The organism is Natronocella acetinitrilica (assembly GCF_024170285.1).
Lineage (GTDB): Bacteria > Pseudomonadota > Gammaproteobacteria > Nitrococcales > Aquisalimonadaceae > Natronocella > Natronocella acetinitrilica.
The window spans coordinates 1-17,154 of the sequence record NZ_JALJXV010000001.1; the positions used below are offsets into that span (position 1 = coordinate 1).

Annotated in this window: 15 protein-coding genes; 4 read left to right on the forward strand and 11 right to left on the reverse strand. The window is 63.6% G+C overall.

All coding sequences use genetic code 11. The features are described 5' to 3' along the window. Nucleotides 1-527: 527 nt before the first annotated feature. Entirely contained in the window at nucleotides 528-1,727 is a 1,200-nt protein-coding gene (gene tyrS, locus J2T57_RS00005; RefSeq protein ID WP_253472401.1) for a tyrosine--tRNA ligase, read from the reverse strand. A 145-nt stretch (nucleotides 1,728-1,872) separates the two neighbouring features. Between tyrS and J2T57_RS00010 the strand changes: the two genes are divergently transcribed. Next, the gene (locus J2T57_RS00010; RefSeq protein WP_253472404.1) at nucleotides 1,873-2,991 is read left to right on the forward strand and encodes an anhydro-N-acetylmuramic acid kinase; all 1,119 of its coding nucleotides are present in this window, start codon (nucleotides 1,873-1,875) and stop codon (nucleotides 2,989-2,991) included. A gap of 145 nt (nucleotides 2,992-3,136) precedes the next feature. Here J2T57_RS00010 and erpA read toward each other — a convergent pair whose 3' ends face one another. Both erpA and argC read right to left on the reverse strand, forming a co-directional pair. Continuing rightward, nucleotides 3,137-3,490 carry an iron-sulfur cluster insertion protein ErpA gene (gene erpA, locus J2T57_RS00015; RefSeq protein ID WP_253472407.1) on the reverse strand — a complete coding sequence of 118 codons (354 nt, stop codon included), beginning with the start codon at nucleotides 3,488-3,490 and terminating at the stop codon, nucleotides 3,137-3,139. An 83-nt stretch (nucleotides 3,491-3,573) separates the two neighbouring features. Further along, nucleotides 3,574-4,602, reverse strand: a complete 1,029-nt coding sequence (gene argC / locus J2T57_RS00020; protein WP_253472410.1) for an N-acetyl-gamma-glutamyl-phosphate reductase — start codon at nucleotides 4,600-4,602, stop codon at nucleotides 3,574-3,576. Nucleotides 4,603-4,726: 124 nt separating this feature from the next. Between argC and J2T57_RS00025 the strand changes: the two genes are divergently transcribed. Then, the gene (locus tag J2T57_RS00025) at nucleotides 4,727-5,242 is read left to right on the forward strand and encodes a TlpA family protein disulfide reductase (protein ID WP_253472413.1); all 516 of its coding nucleotides are present in this window, start codon (nucleotides 4,727-4,729) and stop codon (nucleotides 5,240-5,242) included. 24 nt (nucleotides 5,243-5,266) lie between these two features. Next, nucleotides 5,267-5,692, forward strand: a complete 426-nt coding sequence (hemJ, locus tag J2T57_RS00030; RefSeq protein ID WP_253472415.1) for a protoporphyrinogen oxidase HemJ — start codon at nucleotides 5,267-5,269, stop codon at nucleotides 5,690-5,692. Nucleotides 5,693-6,017: 325 nt separating this feature from the next. Here hemJ and clpB read toward each other — a convergent pair whose 3' ends face one another. The 4 genes from clpB to rluD all read right to left on the reverse strand — a co-directional run bounded on the left by clpB (nucleotide 6,018) and on the right by rluD (nucleotide 11,843). Further along, entirely contained in the window at nucleotides 6,018-8,609 is a 2,592-nt protein-coding gene (clpB, locus tag J2T57_RS00035; protein ID WP_253472418.1) for an ATP-dependent chaperone ClpB, read from the reverse strand. Nucleotides 8,610-8,700: 91 nt separating this feature from the next. Continuing rightward, nucleotides 8,701-10,020: an NAD(P)/FAD-dependent oxidoreductase gene (locus J2T57_RS00040; RefSeq protein ID WP_253472421.1), complete on the reverse strand. Its 1,320-nt coding sequence runs from the start codon at nucleotides 10,018-10,020 to the stop codon at nucleotides 8,701-8,703. 87 nt (nucleotides 10,021-10,107) lie between these two features. Then, complete coding sequence (gene pgeF, locus J2T57_RS00045) at nucleotides 10,108-10,851, reverse strand: peptidoglycan editing factor PgeF (protein ID WP_253472424.1); 744 nt, start codon at nucleotides 10,849-10,851, stop codon at nucleotides 10,108-10,110. Between the two features lie 17 nt (nucleotides 10,852-10,868). After that, nucleotides 10,869-11,843: a 23S rRNA pseudouridine(1911/1915/1917) synthase RluD gene (gene rluD / locus J2T57_RS00050; protein WP_253472427.1), complete on the reverse strand. Its 975-nt coding sequence runs from the start codon at nucleotides 11,841-11,843 to the stop codon at nucleotides 10,869-10,871. Between the two features lie 143 nt (nucleotides 11,844-11,986). Between rluD and J2T57_RS00055 the strand changes: the two genes are divergently transcribed. Beyond that, on the forward strand, nucleotides 11,987-12,802 hold the full coding sequence (locus J2T57_RS00055; protein WP_253472430.1) for an outer membrane protein assembly factor BamD: 816 nt from the start codon (nucleotides 11,987-11,989) through the stop codon (nucleotides 12,800-12,802). A gap of 150 nt (nucleotides 12,803-12,952) precedes the next feature. Here the strand turns inward: J2T57_RS00055 and J2T57_RS00060 are convergent, their stop codons facing one another. From J2T57_RS00060 to sucC, 4 genes are all read right to left on the reverse strand, one after another. Beyond that, on the reverse strand, nucleotides 12,953-13,291 hold the full coding sequence (locus J2T57_RS00060; protein WP_253472432.1) for a P-II family nitrogen regulator: 339 nt from the start codon (nucleotides 13,289-13,291) through the stop codon (nucleotides 12,953-12,955). Nucleotides 13,292-13,312: 21 nt separating this feature from the next. Then, nucleotides 13,313-14,944: an NAD+ synthase gene (locus J2T57_RS00065; RefSeq protein ID WP_253472434.1), complete on the reverse strand. Its 1,632-nt coding sequence runs from the start codon at nucleotides 14,942-14,944 to the stop codon at nucleotides 13,313-13,315. Between the two features lie 73 nt (nucleotides 14,945-15,017). Further along, nucleotides 15,018-15,887: a succinate--CoA ligase subunit alpha gene (gene sucD, locus J2T57_RS00070; protein WP_253472436.1), complete on the reverse strand. Its 870-nt coding sequence runs from the start codon at nucleotides 15,885-15,887 to the stop codon at nucleotides 15,018-15,020. 29 nt (nucleotides 15,888-15,916) lie between these two features. Then, nucleotides 15,917-17,092: an ADP-forming succinate--CoA ligase subunit beta gene (gene sucC, locus J2T57_RS00075; protein ID WP_253472438.1), complete on the reverse strand. Its 1,176-nt coding sequence runs from the start codon at nucleotides 17,090-17,092 to the stop codon at nucleotides 15,917-15,919. Between the last annotated feature and the right edge of the window lie 62 nt (nucleotides 17,093-17,154).

Sequence of the window (17,154 nt, forward strand, 5' to 3'; positions counted from 1 at the left end):
GCCACCTCAGTGCAAGCACCCACACAAATCATCTGATCCACATTGTTAAAGAGCTAATGACCGCTACCCAAGTCATCGCAGGCCGCGCATTGTAGCGCTTGCCGACCTGTTGTCAACGACTCCGTATGTGACGAGTTCGTTGCAGCAGGGAGGCGAAGTATACTCCCCTGTCTGGTGGGGTCAACAGGCAATCGCTGCGGCTTGCGGGGAGGGTGGTTGCGGTGCGTTACGCGCTGCGCGCTAACGCACCCTACATGTCGGATCGGGGAACGTTGGACGGGTCCGCCGCTCATGGACACGCCGTAAACCCATCCATGGGGGCTCGACAGCGACATCCCTGTCGCTGACGGTCCATGAGCAGCGGACCCGCCCAACGTTTGTGCCTTGGCTCGAGGCGGGCATGGCCACCGATGAATTGGTGCGTTACGGCCTTCGGCCTAACACACCCTACGTGAGACCGTGCCCGCCGTAGGGTGCCGTTAGCGCGCAGCGCGTAACGCACCGACCCGGCGGTGGTGATGCCGCCGTTACCTCACTCGGACACGGGCGATGCGGCGCTTGCCCACCTGTATCACCTGGTCGCTGCCAGAGGCGAGCAGCAGGCCACGGTCCTCGACCCGTTCGCCGTCTATGCGCACGGCACCCTGGCCCACCATTCGATTGCCTTCGCTGGTGCTCGCCACCAGACCCGCCAGCTTCAGCGCCGCAGGCAAGGGCACACCATCACCCTCCGCCGCGATGTCGTGCTCCGGGATTTCGTCGGGCAATGCGCCCTTCTGGAAACGGGACACGAATGCTTCCTGCGCCGCCTTCGCCGCCGCCGCGCCGTGGAACCGGCCGACGAGTTCATCCGCCAGCTGGAACTTGATGTCCCGCGGGTTGGCGCCGTCGTCCACGCTCTGCCGTAATTGCCGCAACTCGGCGGTGGAGCGGAAGCTCAGTAGTTCGAAGTAGCGCCACATCAGGTCGTCAGAGACGGACATGACCTTGCCGAACATGTCGTCTGGGGCGTCCTTGATCCCGATGTAGTTGTTGAGTGACTTCGACATCTTCTGCACGCCGTCGAGGCCTTCGAGGATGGGCACTGTCATCACCACCTGGGGTGGCTGACCGTAGTGCTGCTGCAACTGCCGGCCCATGAGCAGATTGAATTTCTGATCGGTACCGCCCAGTTCAACATCGGCCCGAAGCTCGACGGAGTCGTAGCCCTGCACCAGTGGATAGAGAAACTCATGGATGGCGATGGGCTGGTTGCCGGCATATCGCTTGTGGAAGTCGTCGCGCTCCAGCATGCGGGCCACCGTCTGCCGCGCCGCCAGCTGGATCAGATCCGCGGCGGTGAACTTGCCCATCCAGTCGGAGTTGAACACCACCCGGGTGCGCTCGGGGTCGAGAATGCGGAACACCTGCTCCCGGTAGGTCTCTGCGTTGGCGCTGACCTCTTCCCGGGTGAGAGGTTTGCGTGTGGCGCTCTTGCCCGAGGGGTCGCCGATCATGCCGGTGAAATCCCCGATGAGAAAGTAGACCTCATGACCCAGATCCTGAAACTGGCGCAGCTTGTTGATGAGCACGGTATGACCGAGATGCAGATCAGGCGCTGTCGGGTCGAACCCGGCCTTGATCCGCAGGGTCCGGCCGCTGGCCAGCCGCTCGTCAAGCTCGCTGTCGAGCAGGATTTCGTCGGTGCCGCGCTTCAGATCGGCAAGCGCGTCGCTATTGCCCGTCATGGTGCCCCTCCGCTGATCGAAGGCGGAATTCTAACGGAAAAGGCGCGCCGACGGGGATGGCTGGTCGACCTGCGCAACCAGGGGTCTCCGGTGTAGAGTTACGGCAAGCACGTTAACCAACGGCCATCAGGAGGTATAGCAGGGAATGACGAACACGGATGAACAGCTCTTTGTCGGGGTGATGACGGGCACAAGCATGGATGCCATTGACGTGGTGATCGCCCGGTTTGCCGGTTCACGCCCGACGCTGGCTGACTGCCGTAGCCAGCCCCTCGACCGCGAATTGCGGGAAGAACTGCTGAGCGTGACCGGGGACACGCCGCTGGCGCAGGTGGCCGAGTTGGATGTGCGGATGGGCAATGCGCTTGCAGACGCCGTGCTTGCCACCTTGAAGCAGTCGGGCGTGTCTCCCGAGACGGTACACGCCATCGGCTGTCATGGCCAGACGGTGTACCACATGACCGCCCAGCGCTGGCCGGCCACCGTGCAACTCGGCGACCCGAACATCATTGCCGAGCGCACCGGCATCACCACCGTCGCTGACTTCCGCCGCCGCGATCTCGCTGCCGGCGGTGAGGGTGCGCCGCTTGCGCCAGCCTTTCATCGCGCCTTCTTCGCCCACCCGCTGGAAGACCGCATCGTCATCAACATCGGTGGCATGGCCAACCTCACGTACTTGCCAGCACATCGCGGCCAGCAACTCACCGGCTTTGACGTGGGGCCCGGCAACGTTCTGATGGACGGCTGGATTGCCCAGCAGCGCGGTGAGACGCTGGACAAGGACGGCGCCTGGGCTGCCACCGGAACCGTGGACAAGGAACTCCTGGCACGGATGCGGGCAGAGCCGTTCTTCGCCCTGCCCCCACCGAAGAGCACCGGACGAGACCTGTTCAACATGAACTGGGTGCTGCGCCATATCGCCGATGGCCGGGCCATACCCGAGGGGGCTGATGTGCAGGCGACCCTGTGCGAACTCACCGCCGGCACCATCGCCGAGGCCGTGACCCAGACCTGCGCCCAGCCACAGCAGGTAATGATCTGTGGCGGGGGTGCCCACAACAAACACTTGATGCGCCGATTGGCCGCGCATTTACCCCAGTGTGACATTGTGCCCACGGATACATTGGGCATCGGTGCAGACTGGGTGGAGGCGGCGGGCTTTGCCTGGCTTGCACGGGAGGCGTTGGCGGGGCGGCCCGCAAACGCCGTCAGCGTGACAGGCGCAAGGCATCCCGCGGTGCTCGGTGGTGTTTATCACGGGTGAGTGGGCGGGTGGTGCGAAAACCTGTGCGAGGGAGTGGTGCGTTACGCGCTTTGCGCTAACGCACCCTACGGAGCCTCGAAGCCATCGCACATGAAAAAGGCGCGCCCGATGGCGCGCCTTTTTCAATTTAACTCATCAGAGAAAACTACACGCCGAAGGACGAGCCGCAGCCGCAAGTGGTGCTCGCGTTGGGGTTGCGAATCACGAACTGCGCACCCTGGATGTTCTCGACATAGTCGATCTCGGCACCCATCAGGTACTGGAAGCTCATCGGGTCCACCAGCAGCGTCACGCCGTTCTTTTCCATGGCGGTATCACCGTCTTCGACATTCTCATCGAAGGTGAAACCGTACTGGAAACCCGAACACCCGCCGCCGGAGACATAGACACGGAGTTTCAGCTTGTCGTTGCTTTCCTCCTCGATCAGTTCGCGCACCTTGTTCGCGGCACTATCGGTGAAGACCAACGGATCTTCCATGTCTACGGCTGCTTCGGTCATGGGTTACCTCCGGGAGTATCGTTATCGGGGATTGTCCAATTCCCGACTGCTGCAGTCAATTATTGGGCCGAATCCATCGGCAATCAAGGCAAGACCGCAATTTGCTGCAAGCCGGCGGTTTCTTCGAGGCCCAGCATCAGGTTCATGTTCTGCACCGCCTGGGAGGCTGCCCCCTTGGTGAGGTTGTCGATCACCGACAACACCAGCGCGGTGTCGCCATCCGCCGGCCGGTGCACGGCAATGCGACACATGTTGGTTCCACGCACCGTTCGGGTCTCCGGGTGCGAACCCGGGGGGAGCACGTCCACGAAGGACTCGGCGGCGTAGCGCCGCTCATAGAGTTCCTGCAGGTTCGCCTGCCCGGTGAGGCGCGCGTAAAGCGTGCCCTGCATGCCGCGGGTCATGGGCACCAGATGCGGCACGAAAGTCAGCCCCACGTCGCTGCCCTGGATCTGCGCCAGACCCTGGCGAATCTCGGGGAGGTGTCGATGTCCGGGCGCACCGTAGGCCTTGAAGTTCTCATTGGCCTCACAGAGCAGCGTGTGCACCTGTGCCTTGCGCCCGGCACCGGAGACACCCGACTTGCAGTCGGCCACGAGAAAGCTCGCGTCCACCAGCTTCTGCTCCAGCAGCGGCAGGTAGCCGAGGATCACCGCCGTGGGGTAACAACCCGGGTTGGCCACTACCCGAGCGCCGCGAATGGCCTCACGGTTGAGCTCTGGCAAGCCGTACACGGCCTGCTCGACCACGTCCGGGCAGGCGTGTTCCATGCCATACCACTGCGACCAGGTGGGCAGGTCTTTCAGGCGGAAGTCCGCGCCCAGATCCACGACCCGGGTACCGGCCTCGAGGAGTTCCGGCACCATCTGCATGGCAGTGCCGTTGGGTGTCGCGAAAAACACCAGGTCGCAGCGGCCCAGGGTTTCGGCATCCGGCGCAGTGAACTGCAGGTCCAGGTGACCTCGCAGCGAAGGGAACATGTCGTCCACGGCGGTGCCGGCGTTACCGCGCGAGGTGATGGCGCGCACCCGAACCTGCGGGTGCCCCGCCAACAGCCGCAGCAACTCCATACCGGTATAACCGGTGCCACCGACAATGCCGACTTCGATCATGCGCCGCAGGCTCCTTTGTGTGCGTGGGCACGTATTGTACCGATTGATCGCAAGCCGGGAACAGCTTCATGCCAGGCAGGTCTAGAGGTAGACTAGGCGCCGGTCTACAGAGGCTCGTGTTGCGATGAAACTCAAGGATTTGCTGATTGCCGGTGTCGCCGCAGTGATTGTCGGCGGCGCTGTGCTGGTCTGGATCGCCCCCTGGGAGGGGGAGCGTGCGCCCAACGTACAGTGGACGACGCTGGATGGCGAAACTGTGCAACTGGCAGACCTCCGGGGCAAACCCACCATCATCGCCTTCTGGGCCACCACCTGTGTGACCTGCGTGCAGGAAATCCCCCACTTCGCAGAGCTATACGAAGAACTGGCGCCCCGTGGCCTGCAGTTCGTGGCCGTGGCCATGGAATATGATCCACCGAATCAGGTCCAGGCCATGGTCAAGGCACGGGAGATGCCCTACCCGGTGGCAATGGATCAGGACGGCAGCGTTGCGAAGGCCTTCGGTGACGTGCGGCTTACCCCCACCACAGTTGTCATCGGGCCAAACGGCGAAATCGTCCAGCGGCGCCTCGGCATGATGGACATGGAGCGCCTGCGGGAACGGCTGGAGCGCATGCTGCCGGCAGACGGCGCAGCCTGATTCACCACCACGCGGGAGCGGAGTTTGGGTTACCTCTGGATCAAGGCCTTCCACATCGTCGCCATGGTGGCCTGGTTTGCGGCGATTTTTTACCTGCCACGTTTGTTCGTGTATCACGCCATGGCCGAAGACGCGGTGAGCCGGGAGCGGTTCAAGGTCATGGAGCGAAAGCTCTACCGGGGCATCATGACGCCGAGCATGGTGGTCACGGTGGCGCTGGGTGTGTGGATGCTGGTGCTGGTGCCGCCGCTGCTCTCCCAGGGGTGGATGCACGCGAAGTTGACCATCGTGGCGCTGCTGATCGTCTACCACTTCTGGTGCGGGCGGATTCTGCGGGATTTCCGGGACGAGAAGAACAGCCGCAGCCATCGCTGGTTCCGGGTGTTCAACGAGGTGCCGGTGTTCGGGTTGATTGCCGTGGTGGTGTTGGCGGTGGTGAAGCCGTTTTGAGGGGGCTCCGATAATTGCCGAATCGGTGCGTTACGCGCGAAGCGCTAACGCACCCTACGGAAAATATCGGGGAACGGAGTGAGGGTACGCCGCCCGGAGACACGCCGTGAACCCATCCCTGGGGGCTCGTATGCGAGGTACCTCTCGCATACGGCCTCCGGGCAGCGCACCCTCACTCCGTTTGTGGCCTTGGCATGGGGGTGGCCTGGCCACCGCTGTTATGGTGCGTTACGGCCTTCGGCCTAACACACCCTACGTGTGCCGATGCCCGCCGTAGGGTGCGTTAGCGCTTGCGCGTAACGCACCGTCAACAACCGGCGGCCGGTCAGGCCGCCTCCTTGTCCCGCCGTTCAAAGGTGAAGGCATCGTCGGTGGCGTCGACACGGATGAGATCTCCCGGACCGAAACGGCCCTGCAGGATTTCCTGCGCCAGGTTGTTCTCCACCTGCGCCTGGATCACCCGCTTCAACGGCCGCGCCCCGTACACCGGGTCGAAACCCGCCTCCGAGAGCTTGTCCAGCGCCGCGTCGGTGAACTCGATGGCCATGTCCCGATCCTTCAGGCGGCTCGACAGGTAGCGGGTCTGAATCCGGGCGATGGACTTGATCTGGTCCTTGCCCAGGGGATGGAACACCACCACGTCGTCCACCCGGTTGATGAACTCGGGTCGGAAGTGCGTGCCCACGATCTCCATCACCGACTGCTTCATCGCGTCGTACTGTTCCTCGCCCGCCATCTGCTGGATCACGTCCGACCCCAGGTTCGAGGTCATCACGATCACCGTGTTGCGGAAGTCCACGGTGCGGCCGTGACTGTCGGTAAGGCGGCCATCGTCCAGCACCTGCAGCAGGATGTTGAACACGTCCGGGTGGGCCTTTTCCACCTCGTCCAGCAGGATCACCGAGTACGGCTTGCGGCGCACGGCTTCCGTCAGATAGCCACCTTCCTCGTAACCCACATAGCCCGGAGGGGCACCCACCAGACGCGCCACGGCGTGCTTCTCCATGAACTCGGACATGTCGATGCGGACCATGGCCTCTTCAGTGTCGAACAGGAATGACGCCAGGGCCTTGCAGAGTTCGGTCTTGCCGACACCCGTGGGGCCGAGGAACAGGAACGAGCCGTTGGGCCGGTTCGGGTCGGAGAGCCCGGCGCGGGAGCGGCGAATGGCGTTGGACACCGCCGCCACGGCCTCGGTCTGGCCGATCACCCGCTCGCCCACGGCCTGCTCCATGCGCAACAGTTTGTCGCGCTCGCCTTCCAGCATCTTGCTGACGGGAATGCCCGTCCACTTGGACACCACCTCGGCGATCTCCTCTTCCGACACGCTGCTGCGCAACAGCCGCATATCGTGCATTTCCGCCTGGGAGGCCATGTCCAGCTTGCGCTCAAGCTCGGGGATGCGGCCGTACTGCAACTCCGACATCCGTGCCAGATCGCTGGCACGGCGTGCGGTTTCCAGCTCCTGCCGGGCGCGCTCGAGCTGCTCCTTGATGGTGTTGGTGCCTTCCACCGCCGCCTTTTCGGAGTTCCAGATCTCTTCCAGGCTGCGGTATTCGGATTCCAGCTTGTCGATTTCCTCGTCCAACGCCTGGAGACGCTTCTTCGAGGCCTCGTCGACTTCCTTTTTCAGCGCTTCCTTTTCGATCTTGAGCTGGATGAGGCGGCGCTCCATGCGGTCCATTTCCTCGGGCTTGGAGTCGATCTCCATGCGAATCCGCGAGGCGGCCTCGTCCACCAGGTCGATGGCCTTGTCCGGCAACTGCCGATCGGTAATGTAGCGGTGGGACAGGGTCGCCGCGGCAACGATGGCCGGGTCCGTGATTTCCACCTTGTGGTGGACTTCGTAGCGCTCCTTCAGGCCACGGAGGATGGCGATGGTATCTTCCACCGACGGCTCGTCCACCAGCACCTTCTGGAAGCGGCGCTCAAGCGCGGCATCCTTTTCGATGTACTTGCGATATTCGTCCAGCGTGGTGGCACCGATGCAGTGCAGCTCGCCCCGGGCCAGCGCCGGTTTAAGCATATTGCCCGCGTCCATGGAGCCCTCGGCCTTGCCGGCACCGACGATGGTGTGGATCTCGTCGATGAACAGGATGACCTGCCCTTCCTGCTTGCTCAGGTCGTTCAGCACCGACTTCAGTCGCTCCTCGAACTCGCCGCGGAATTTGGCCCCGGCGATCAGCGCGCCCATGTCCAGCGAAAGCAGGCGCTTCTCCTTCAGCCCCTCCGGCACTTCACCATTGATGATGCGCTGGGCCAGCCCTTCGACGATGGCCGTCTTGCCGACGCCCGGCTCACCGATCAGCACCGGGTTGTTCTTGGTGCGCCGCTGCAGCACCTGGATGGTGCGGCGGATTTCGTCGTCACGACCGATCACCGGGTCGAGCTTGCCCTGTTCGGCACGCTCGGTGAGGTCGATGGTGTATTTCTCCAGCGCCTGGCGCTGCTCTTCAGCGTTGGGGTCGTTGACCGACTCCCCGCCGCGCATGGCCTCGATGGTCTTCTCCAGGCTTTCCCTAGTCGCACCGGCCTTGCGCAGCAGTTCGCCCACCGTACCCTTGTCGTCAACTGCGGCAAGCACGAACAGCTCGCTGGAGATGTATTGATCCTTGCGCTTCTGGGCGAGTTTGTCGGTCTGGTTCAGCAGGCGGCCCATCTCGTTGGAAAGATGCACGTCGCCGCTGGAGCCCTGCACGGAAGGCAGCCGTTCCAGCGCCTCGCCAAGCTGGGAGCGCAGGTAGTTCACGTTGACGCCGGCCTGATGCAGCAGATGGCGGACGGTGCCCCCCTCCTGGTCCAGCAGCGCTGTGAGCAGATGAGCGGGCTCGATGAACTGGTTATCGCGCCCCACGGCCAGCGACTGGGCATCGGCCAGTGCCATCTGGAACTTGGTGGTCAGTTTGTCCATTCGCATGGTGTTGGCATCCTTCGAATTCGGTTGATCTCTGGGAGTGTAGATGGGGGCGTTGGAAGGAATGCCAAGTGGAAATGACTTGCAGGACGGCTCAGTGCAGCTTGAGTCGGGGGCGGGTATGGCGGTAGAGCGTCTGCAGCACGGTGGTCACCGCGACGCGGCCGACACCGTGCAGTGCCGTCAGGTGCTTCTTGTAGAGCATGGCGTAGGCGGTGCGTGCCATGAATCCCTCGATCATCCAGCTGCCGAAGAGGCTTCCCATCAGCCGCCCGACGGCGTGCTCGTCGCTGAGCGAGATCAAGGAGCCATAGTCCTTGTAGGTAAAGTCCTCCAGCTCCCTGCCGTCGAGACGTCGCTCCAATGCCCGGGTCAGGAAAATGGCCTGCTGGCTGGCAGCCTGGGCCCGGGGCGGCACGGTTCTGTCGGTATCGTTCAGCGGGCAGGCGGCGCAATCGCCCATGGCAAAGACGTTGTCGTCCAGCGTGGTCTGCAGCGTGGGTTTGACCACCAGTTGATTGATGCGGTTGGTCTCCAGCCCGTCCAGTTCGCCCAGCCAGTCCGGCGCCTTGATACCCGCCGACCAGACGCGGAATTCTGCAGGGATGAACTCATCGCTGGACAGTCGCACGCCGTCGGGGGTGACCTCCACCACCTTGCGACTGGTCAGCACCCGCACCCCCAGGCTCAGCAGCTGCTGATGGGTCTTGGCGGATAGCCCCGGCGACAGGGCGGGTAGCACCCGGTCTGCGGCCTCCACCAGCGTGAGGGTCAGATCCGTTTCCGGATCGATGTTGTCCAGGCCGTAACTGACAGCGCGGCGTGCTGCGTTGCGCAGTTCAGCGGCCAGCTCCACACCGGTGGCGCCCGCCCCGACCACCACCACCGACAGCTCTCCCTCGCGCTGCGGACCACCCTGCATCTGTGCCCGGAAGAACGCCTTCACCAGGCTCTGCTGGAACCGCTCGGCGTCGGCGGTGGAGTCGAGATACATGCAATGCTCGGCGGCGCCGGGGGTGTTGAAGTGATTGCTGACACTACCCACCGCCAGAACCAGGGTGTCGTAGGGCATCTCCCGCTCCGGCACAACGGATTCGCCATTATCGTCTTCAACAGGCGCGAGCCGGATCACCCGTCGCTCGCGGTCCAGGCCGTTCATGCGGCCGTAGTGGAAACGAAAATGGTGCCGGGTGGCCTGCGCCAGGTAATCCAGCGCATCCACCTGGGCATCCAGCGTGCCGGCGGCAACCTCGTGGAACAGGGGTTTCCAGACGTGGGTGAGGTTGGCGTCCACCAGCACGATGGAGGCCTGCCGGCGGCGGCCGACACGCCGCGACAGCCTTGTCGCCAGTTCCAGGCCGCCCGCGCCACCCCCAACTACAACGATACGGTGCAACGCGTTTTCGGCCGTCATTCGAACCCCGTTTATTCGCTGGCTACCGGAAAGCATACCTCCATACGGGGATTGCGCATGGAGATTCGCGCAGGAGCCAGTGCCTCCCTAGCGTTCCAGCCAGATCAGGGTTGCCATGCGGCCCGTCTGCGGGCCATCCCGGCGGTGGGAGAAAAACCGACGGGCGTCGCTGTGGGTGCAGCAGCCTCCACCCTGGATGTTGCGTACACCAAGGCCGTGCAGGCGGCGGCGGGCGAGGCCGTACAGGTCGGCGTACCAGTGGCCGGGGTTTCCTGCCGTAAAGCAGGCGGTGGCGCCGGGGTCCATCTGCAGGAAACGTGTACGCACTTCCTCGCCTACCTCGAATGCGGCCGGGCCGATGGCCGGGCCAAGCCAGGCGAGCACATGGGCCGGCTCGGCTCCCATGGCATGGATAGTGCGTTCGATGACGCCGGCGGCGAGACCTTTCCACCCGGCATGGGACACGGCGACCGTCTCGCCGGCGTCATCGCATAGCAGCACAGGCAGACAATCAGCCGTCATCACCGCGCAGACCGTGCCGGGACTATTGGTCCATGCGGCATCGCCCTCTGGCGGTTCCTTGCCCGCCGCATGGGCGGCGACGACGGCCGTACCGTGCACTTGCCGCATCCACACAGGTTCGCCGGGCAGGCCCGCACCTTCTCTCAATAACCGCCGGTTTTCTTCGACTGCCTGCGGCGCATCGCCCACATGGCCGCCCAGGTTCAGGCTATCCCAGGGCGCTTCACTGACGCCGCCACTGCGCGTGGTCTGCAGCGCCTGGACTGAGGCCGGCGCGGGCCAGCTGGGCTCGATCCAATCCGTCTTCATACGTCTACCGGCTACTCCTAGCGGTCGTTCCGTTGACCTCGCTCCGCTTCGAAGGCCCGCATCGCGTCGAGCAGCGCCTCGAAATCCGCGGGGCGCGGGGCGTCCCAGCTCATCTCCTCGTTGGTGTCCGGATGTTGCAATCGCAGCCTTGCCGCATGCAAGGCCTGGCGGGGGAAGCGGGCCAGGGTCTGGCGAATGGCCTCGTCGGCGCCGGCGGGTAAACGCGGGCGGCCGCCGTAGACCGGATCGCCCACCAGGGGATGCTGCATGTAGGCCATGTGCACGCGGATCTGGTGGGTGCGCCCCGTCTCCAGATGCACCCGCAACAGGGTGTGCGCCGAAAAGCGTTCGGTTACCCGATAGTGGGTGATGGCCGGTTTGCCGGTGGCCACCACGGCCATCCGCTTGCGATCCCGCGGGTGTCGCCCGATTGCCCCCTCGACGGTACCTCCACCGGTGAAGGTGCCCGCCACCAGGGCGTCGTACTCACGGCCGACGCTCTTGTCCTGGAGCTGATCCACCAGGGACTTGTGCGCCTTGAGCGTGAGGGCCACAACCAGCAGGCCTGAAGTGTCCTTGTCGATGCGATGGACAATACCGCAGCGCGGGATGCCCTCAAGATGAGGGTGGCGATGCAGCAGCGCGTTCTGCAGTGTCCTGTCCGGATTGCCGGCGCCGGGATGCACCACCAGACCGGCGGGCTTGTTCAGCACCAGGATCTGCGCATCCTCGAAGAGCACATCCAGTTCAATGGCCTGGGGCTCAACGGCGGCATCGTTACCGGCTTCGGCGCGCACCACCACCAATTCGCCACCGAGTACCCGCTCCCTCGGTTTGCAGGCCCGGCCGTCCACCAGGATCTGTTCGCTCTTCAGCCACTGCTGCAGGCGGCTTCGGGAATAGTCCGGGAACATCTCCGCCAGCGCCTGGTCGATGCGTAGGCCTGCGGCACTGTCGGGTATGGTGGCTTCGTGATGAATGGATGCGTTCATTGTATTGTTTTCGGCCAGATGGCGAGCAGCCGCGACTATCCCTGTTCGGTGGTTGCCGGTCAACCTGGCCCATCCGTCTGTTACCCGCCGGGCCAGTCCCTTACACTATGCAGTCTAGTCGCGACCTGATGAAGAACCGCTCGATGCGAACGTTAATCCTGATACCCCTGGTGTTCATTCTTGCAGCCTGCTCCGGCACAAGCGGTCCACGGGAACAGCCACTGGACCCCACCGATCCGCTGGCTACAACCCGCACGGAGCGCAGCGCAGAAGAGCTGTATGCCGAAGCGCAACGGCTCATTGCCCGGGGTGATTACCGCACCGCCGCCACGCGGCTGCAGGACTTGCAGGCGCGTTATCCCTTCGGCGGCTATTTCAAGCAGGCGCAGCTAGACACCATCTACGCCTTCTATCGGGCGCGGGAAATGGAGTCGACCATCCGGGCATCAGATCGCTTCATCCGCCTGCACCCGCAGGAGCCCGAGGTCGCTTACGCGTTGTATATGCGCGGCCGCGCCAATTTGTCCCGGGGCGATGATTTCCTCACCCGGACCTTCGGCATTGACCGGCGGATTCGTGATCCGGGCCCGATGCTGGAAGCGGTGAACGATTTCAACCAGTTGATTGATCGCTTCCCCGACAGCGAATACGCCGACGATGCAACCAGCCGCATTCAGGAGTTGCGGAATGGCCTCGCCTACAACGAGCTGCATGTGGCGCGTTATTACATGAAGCGGCAGGCCTACGTGGCAGCGGCCAACCGGGCAATGGGGATCATCGAGAACTATCAGGGCACGCCCATGGTTGCGGACGCGCTGGAGATCCTGGAGCAGGCGTATGAGGAGCTGGATCTGGCAGATCTTCGGGAAGATGTCCTGCGGGTAATCGAGGAGAACTACCCGGATCATCCGTCCCTGCGGGAGCGGCCGTGGTTCCTGCCGGATCTGGGCGCGTCGTAAGGTTAAGCGGCCTGGTCGGCTTCGGTGAGGTGGGTTGTGGTGCGTTACGCGCTCCGCGCTAACACACCCTACAAGGGGCAAGGCCACACGTAGGGTGTGTTAGGCCGAAGGCCGTAACGCACCACAACTGCGCTGACCCATGACTGCGCGTCAAAGCGCCTCGTCGTTTTCCTCGCCGGTGCGGATGCGCAGGGCCCGCTCTACGGTCGTGACGAAGATCTTGCCATCACCGATCTTGCCGGTCTTGGCGGCGTTGACGATGACCTCGGTGCAGCGCTCCACCTGATCGTCGGCGACCACCAGCTCTACCTTCATCTTGGGCAGAAAATCCACCACGTATTCAGCGCCGCGGTAGAGCTCGGTGTGCCCCTTCTGGCGGCCGAAGCCCTTGACCTCGGTGACCGTCATGCCGGTGATGCCTATCTCCGACAGGGCCTCGCGGACGTCGTCGAGCTTGAACGGCTTGATGATGGCTTCAATCTTTTTCATGCGGACCTCGGTGACCGGTTGTCATTTCCACGGCTGATAGCCGGAGGTGATCGGATAGCGTCGCTCCCGACCGAATGCCTTGCGCGTAATCTTGACGCCGGGGGCGGACTGGCGGCGCTTGTACTCGCTCCTGTGTAGCAGACCTACCACCTGGCACACAACCGCGTGCTCGTGGCCGCACGCGACAATCGCATCGATGGAGCTGTCGTCATCGACGTAGCGAGCGAGTATGTCGTCGAGCACGGGATAGGGTGGCAGGGAATCCTCGTCCTTCTGATCGGGCCGCAGCTCGGCGGTGGGCGCCTTGGTGATGATGCGTTCCGGAATTACTTCTCCCGCCCGGTTGCGCAACCGGGCCAGACGATAGAGCAGCGTCTTGTAGACGTCCTTGAGCGGTGCGAAGCCGCCGCACATGTCGCCGTACAGGGTGGCGTAACCAACAGCGTACTCGCTCTTGTTGCCGGTGGTGAGCAGCATGTGGCCGAGCTTGTTGGACAGCGCCATCAACATCAGCCCCCGGCAACGGGACTGCAGGTTCTCTTCCGTCACGTCCTCGGGCTGCTGGCCGAACAGCGGCCGCAACTCGCCAAGCGCCCCTTCGAAAGCCGCCTCGATGGAGACACTTTCATAGCTGATCCCCAGCAACTGCGCGCACTCGGCGGCATCCTCCAGACTCTCCTGCGAGGTGTAGCGCGAAGGCAGCATCACCGCATGGACGCGCTCTGCACCCAGTGCATCCACGGCGATGGCCGCCGCCATGGCGGAGTCAATGCCGCCGGAGAGACCCAGCACCACGCTGGGAAAGCCATTCTTGTTCACGTAGTCGCGGGTGCCCCGCACCAGCGCCTGGTAGATCAGCGCATCGTCACCTGGCAGATCCGACACTTCTCCCGGCAACGGCACCAGCCGTGCGCCATCGACGCGAAAATCCACCGGAAACAGACCTTCATCGAAGGCAGGCGCCCGGACCACCAACTCGCCACTGGCATCGTAGACACAGGAAACACCGTCGTAGACGACCTCATCCTGCCCACCCACCAGGTTCACGTAGACCACCGGCAAGGGCACACCCTTCTGCCGGTCACGAATGACCTGCTCGCGCTCGGCGGCCTTGCCACTGTGGAACGGCGAGGCATTGATGTTGATGACCGCCTGGGCGCCTTCCTCCACGGCCCAGTCATAGGGGCCGGGGTGCCAGAGATCCTCGCAGATGCTAACGCCAAAGCGCAGTCCCTTCACCGAGAACACCAGCGCCTGGTTGCCGGATTCGAAGTAGCGCTTGTCGTCGAAGACGCTGACGTTGGCGAGGTGATGCTTGTGGTAGATGCCGAAGACGGCGTCGTCCTGGAAAACGGCGGCGGAATTGTAGAGCCGGCCACCTTCCGCGTGGGGGAAGCCGACCACCAGGGTGATGCCGCTGACGGCATCCCGCACCTCGGCAATGGCCTGGCCCACGGTGTTGATGAAATCCTGCCGATGCAGCAGATCTTCCGGGGGATAGCCGGTGAAGCTCAGTTCGGGGAAGACGATCAGATCCGCCTGCAGCTCATCACGCGCACGAACCGCGGCATCGATGACCTGACGGGCGTTGCCGGCCACATCGCCCACCCGCATATCGAGCTGAGCCATGACCAGTCGCAAGGATTCACTCATGCTGTACCCGTGACGATGGCGTAGTCCAGCGACCCCGCCCAACGCGGGGTCGACCGGGTGGAGCAGCTGCGTTTTACAGCAACCCCTTCATGGTCTGGCCGATGTCTGCCGGGGAGCGCACCGTGGTGACGCCCGCAGCCTCGAGCGCGGCGAATTTGTCATCCGCCGTGCCCTTGCCTCCGCTGATGATGGCGCCGGCATGGCCCATGCGCTTGCCTGGAGGGGCCGTTACGCCGGCGATGTAGGCCACCACCGGCTTCTTGACGTGAGCCTTGATGAACTCGGCCGCTTCCTCTTCGGCAGTACCGCCGATCTCACCGACCATGACAATGCCCTCGGTCTGGGGGTCGTCCTTGAACAGGTCCAGCACATCGACAAAGGACATGCCCTGGATCGGGTCGCCGCCGATGCCGACACAGGTGCTCTGGCCGAGGCCGGCGTCGGAGGTCTGCTTCACGGCTTCGTAGGTCAGCGTGCCTGAGCGCGAAACAATGCCGATTTTCCCGGCCTTGTGAATGTGGCCAGGCATGATGCCGATCTTGCACTCGTCCGGGGTGATGACCCCCGGGCAGTTGGGCCCGATCAGCCGCACGCCGGGGTAGTAATCCAGCGCCGCCTTGACCTTGAGCATATCCAGCACCGGAATGCCCTCGGTGATGCAGGCGATGACCTTGATGCCGGCGTCGGCGGCCTCAAGGATGGCGTCGGCGGCAAAGCCGCCGGGCACGTAGATCATGGAGGCATCGGCGCCGGTGCCCTCAACCGCATCCTTCACGGTGTTGAACACGGGGCGATCCAGATGCTTCTCGCCGCCGCGGCCAGGCGTCACGCCGCCGACGACATTGGTGCCGTAGGCAATGGCCTGCTCGGCATGAAAGGTGCCCTGCTTGCCGGTGAAGCCCTGCACGATGACCTTCGTGCTCTTGTTGATCAAAACGCTCATGTTTGTGTCCCTCGCAGTTCGTGGTGGCTTCAGGCGGCCTTGCCGACGGCGGCAACGACTTTCTTCGCGGCGTCGGTGAGGTCGTCGGCGGCGATCAGGTCGAGCCCACTCTGTTCGAGCAGCGCCTTGCCCTTCTCCACGTTGGTGCCTTCCAGGCGCACCACCACGGGCACGCTCACACCCACTTCCTTGACTGCGTTGATGATGCCCTCGGCGATCATGTCGCAACGGACGATACCGCCAAAGATATTGACCAGGATGCCTTCCACCGAGGGGCTGGAGAGGATCAGCTTGAAGGCGGCGGCAACGCGTTCGGTGTTGGTGCCGCCACCCACATCCAGGAAGTTGGCCGGTGAGCCACCGTTCAGCTTGACCACATCCATGGTGGCCATGGCCAGACCGGCACCGTTGACCATGCAGCCGATGTTGCCGTCCAGGGTGATGTAGTTGAGGTTGTACTCCGCCGCTTCGACTTCCGCCTCGTCTTCCTGGCTGGTGTCGCGCATGGCGGCAACGTTCTTGTGACGGCCCACTTCAAGGGCGTTGTCGTCCACGTTCAGCTTGGCGTCCAGCGCCAGCAGCGTGTCATCGCCGGTCACGATCAGGGGGTTGATTTCGATCAGGCTGAGATCGGTGTGGATGAACAGGTTGTAGAGCCCTGTCATCACCTTCACCAACTGGCCCACCTGCTTGCCTTCCAGGCCAATGGCGAAGGCCATCTGCCGACACTGGTAGGGCTGCAGGCCCGCCACCGGGTTGACGGCGACACTGATGATTTTCTCCGGCGTTTTCTCCGCCACCTCTTCGATGTCCATGCCGCCCTCTGATGAGCCCATGAACACGATGCGCTTGGTGGCCCGATCAACCACGGCGCCGAGGTACAGTTCACTCTTGATGTCCAGGCCCTGCTCGACCATCACGCTGTTGATGGGCAGGCCCTTGTCGTCGGTCTGGTGGGTCACCAACCGCGTCCCCAGGATGGACTGGGTATATTCCCGCACCTCATCCAGGCTCTTGCACACTTTCACGCCGCCAGCCTTGCCGCGGCCACCCGCGTGAACCTGCGCCTTCACCACCCATACACTGCCGCCCAGCGACTTGGCGGCGGACACAGCGTCGTGGGCCGTCTTCGCGACCTGACCCTGCGGGATGGGAATGTCGTACTCGGTAAATAGTTGCTTCGCCTGATACTCGTGCAGGTTCATCGGCTCCCAGCCTCCCCGAAAAATGAAGCCGCAATTCTCCCGCAAACGCCTTTTTAAAGCAA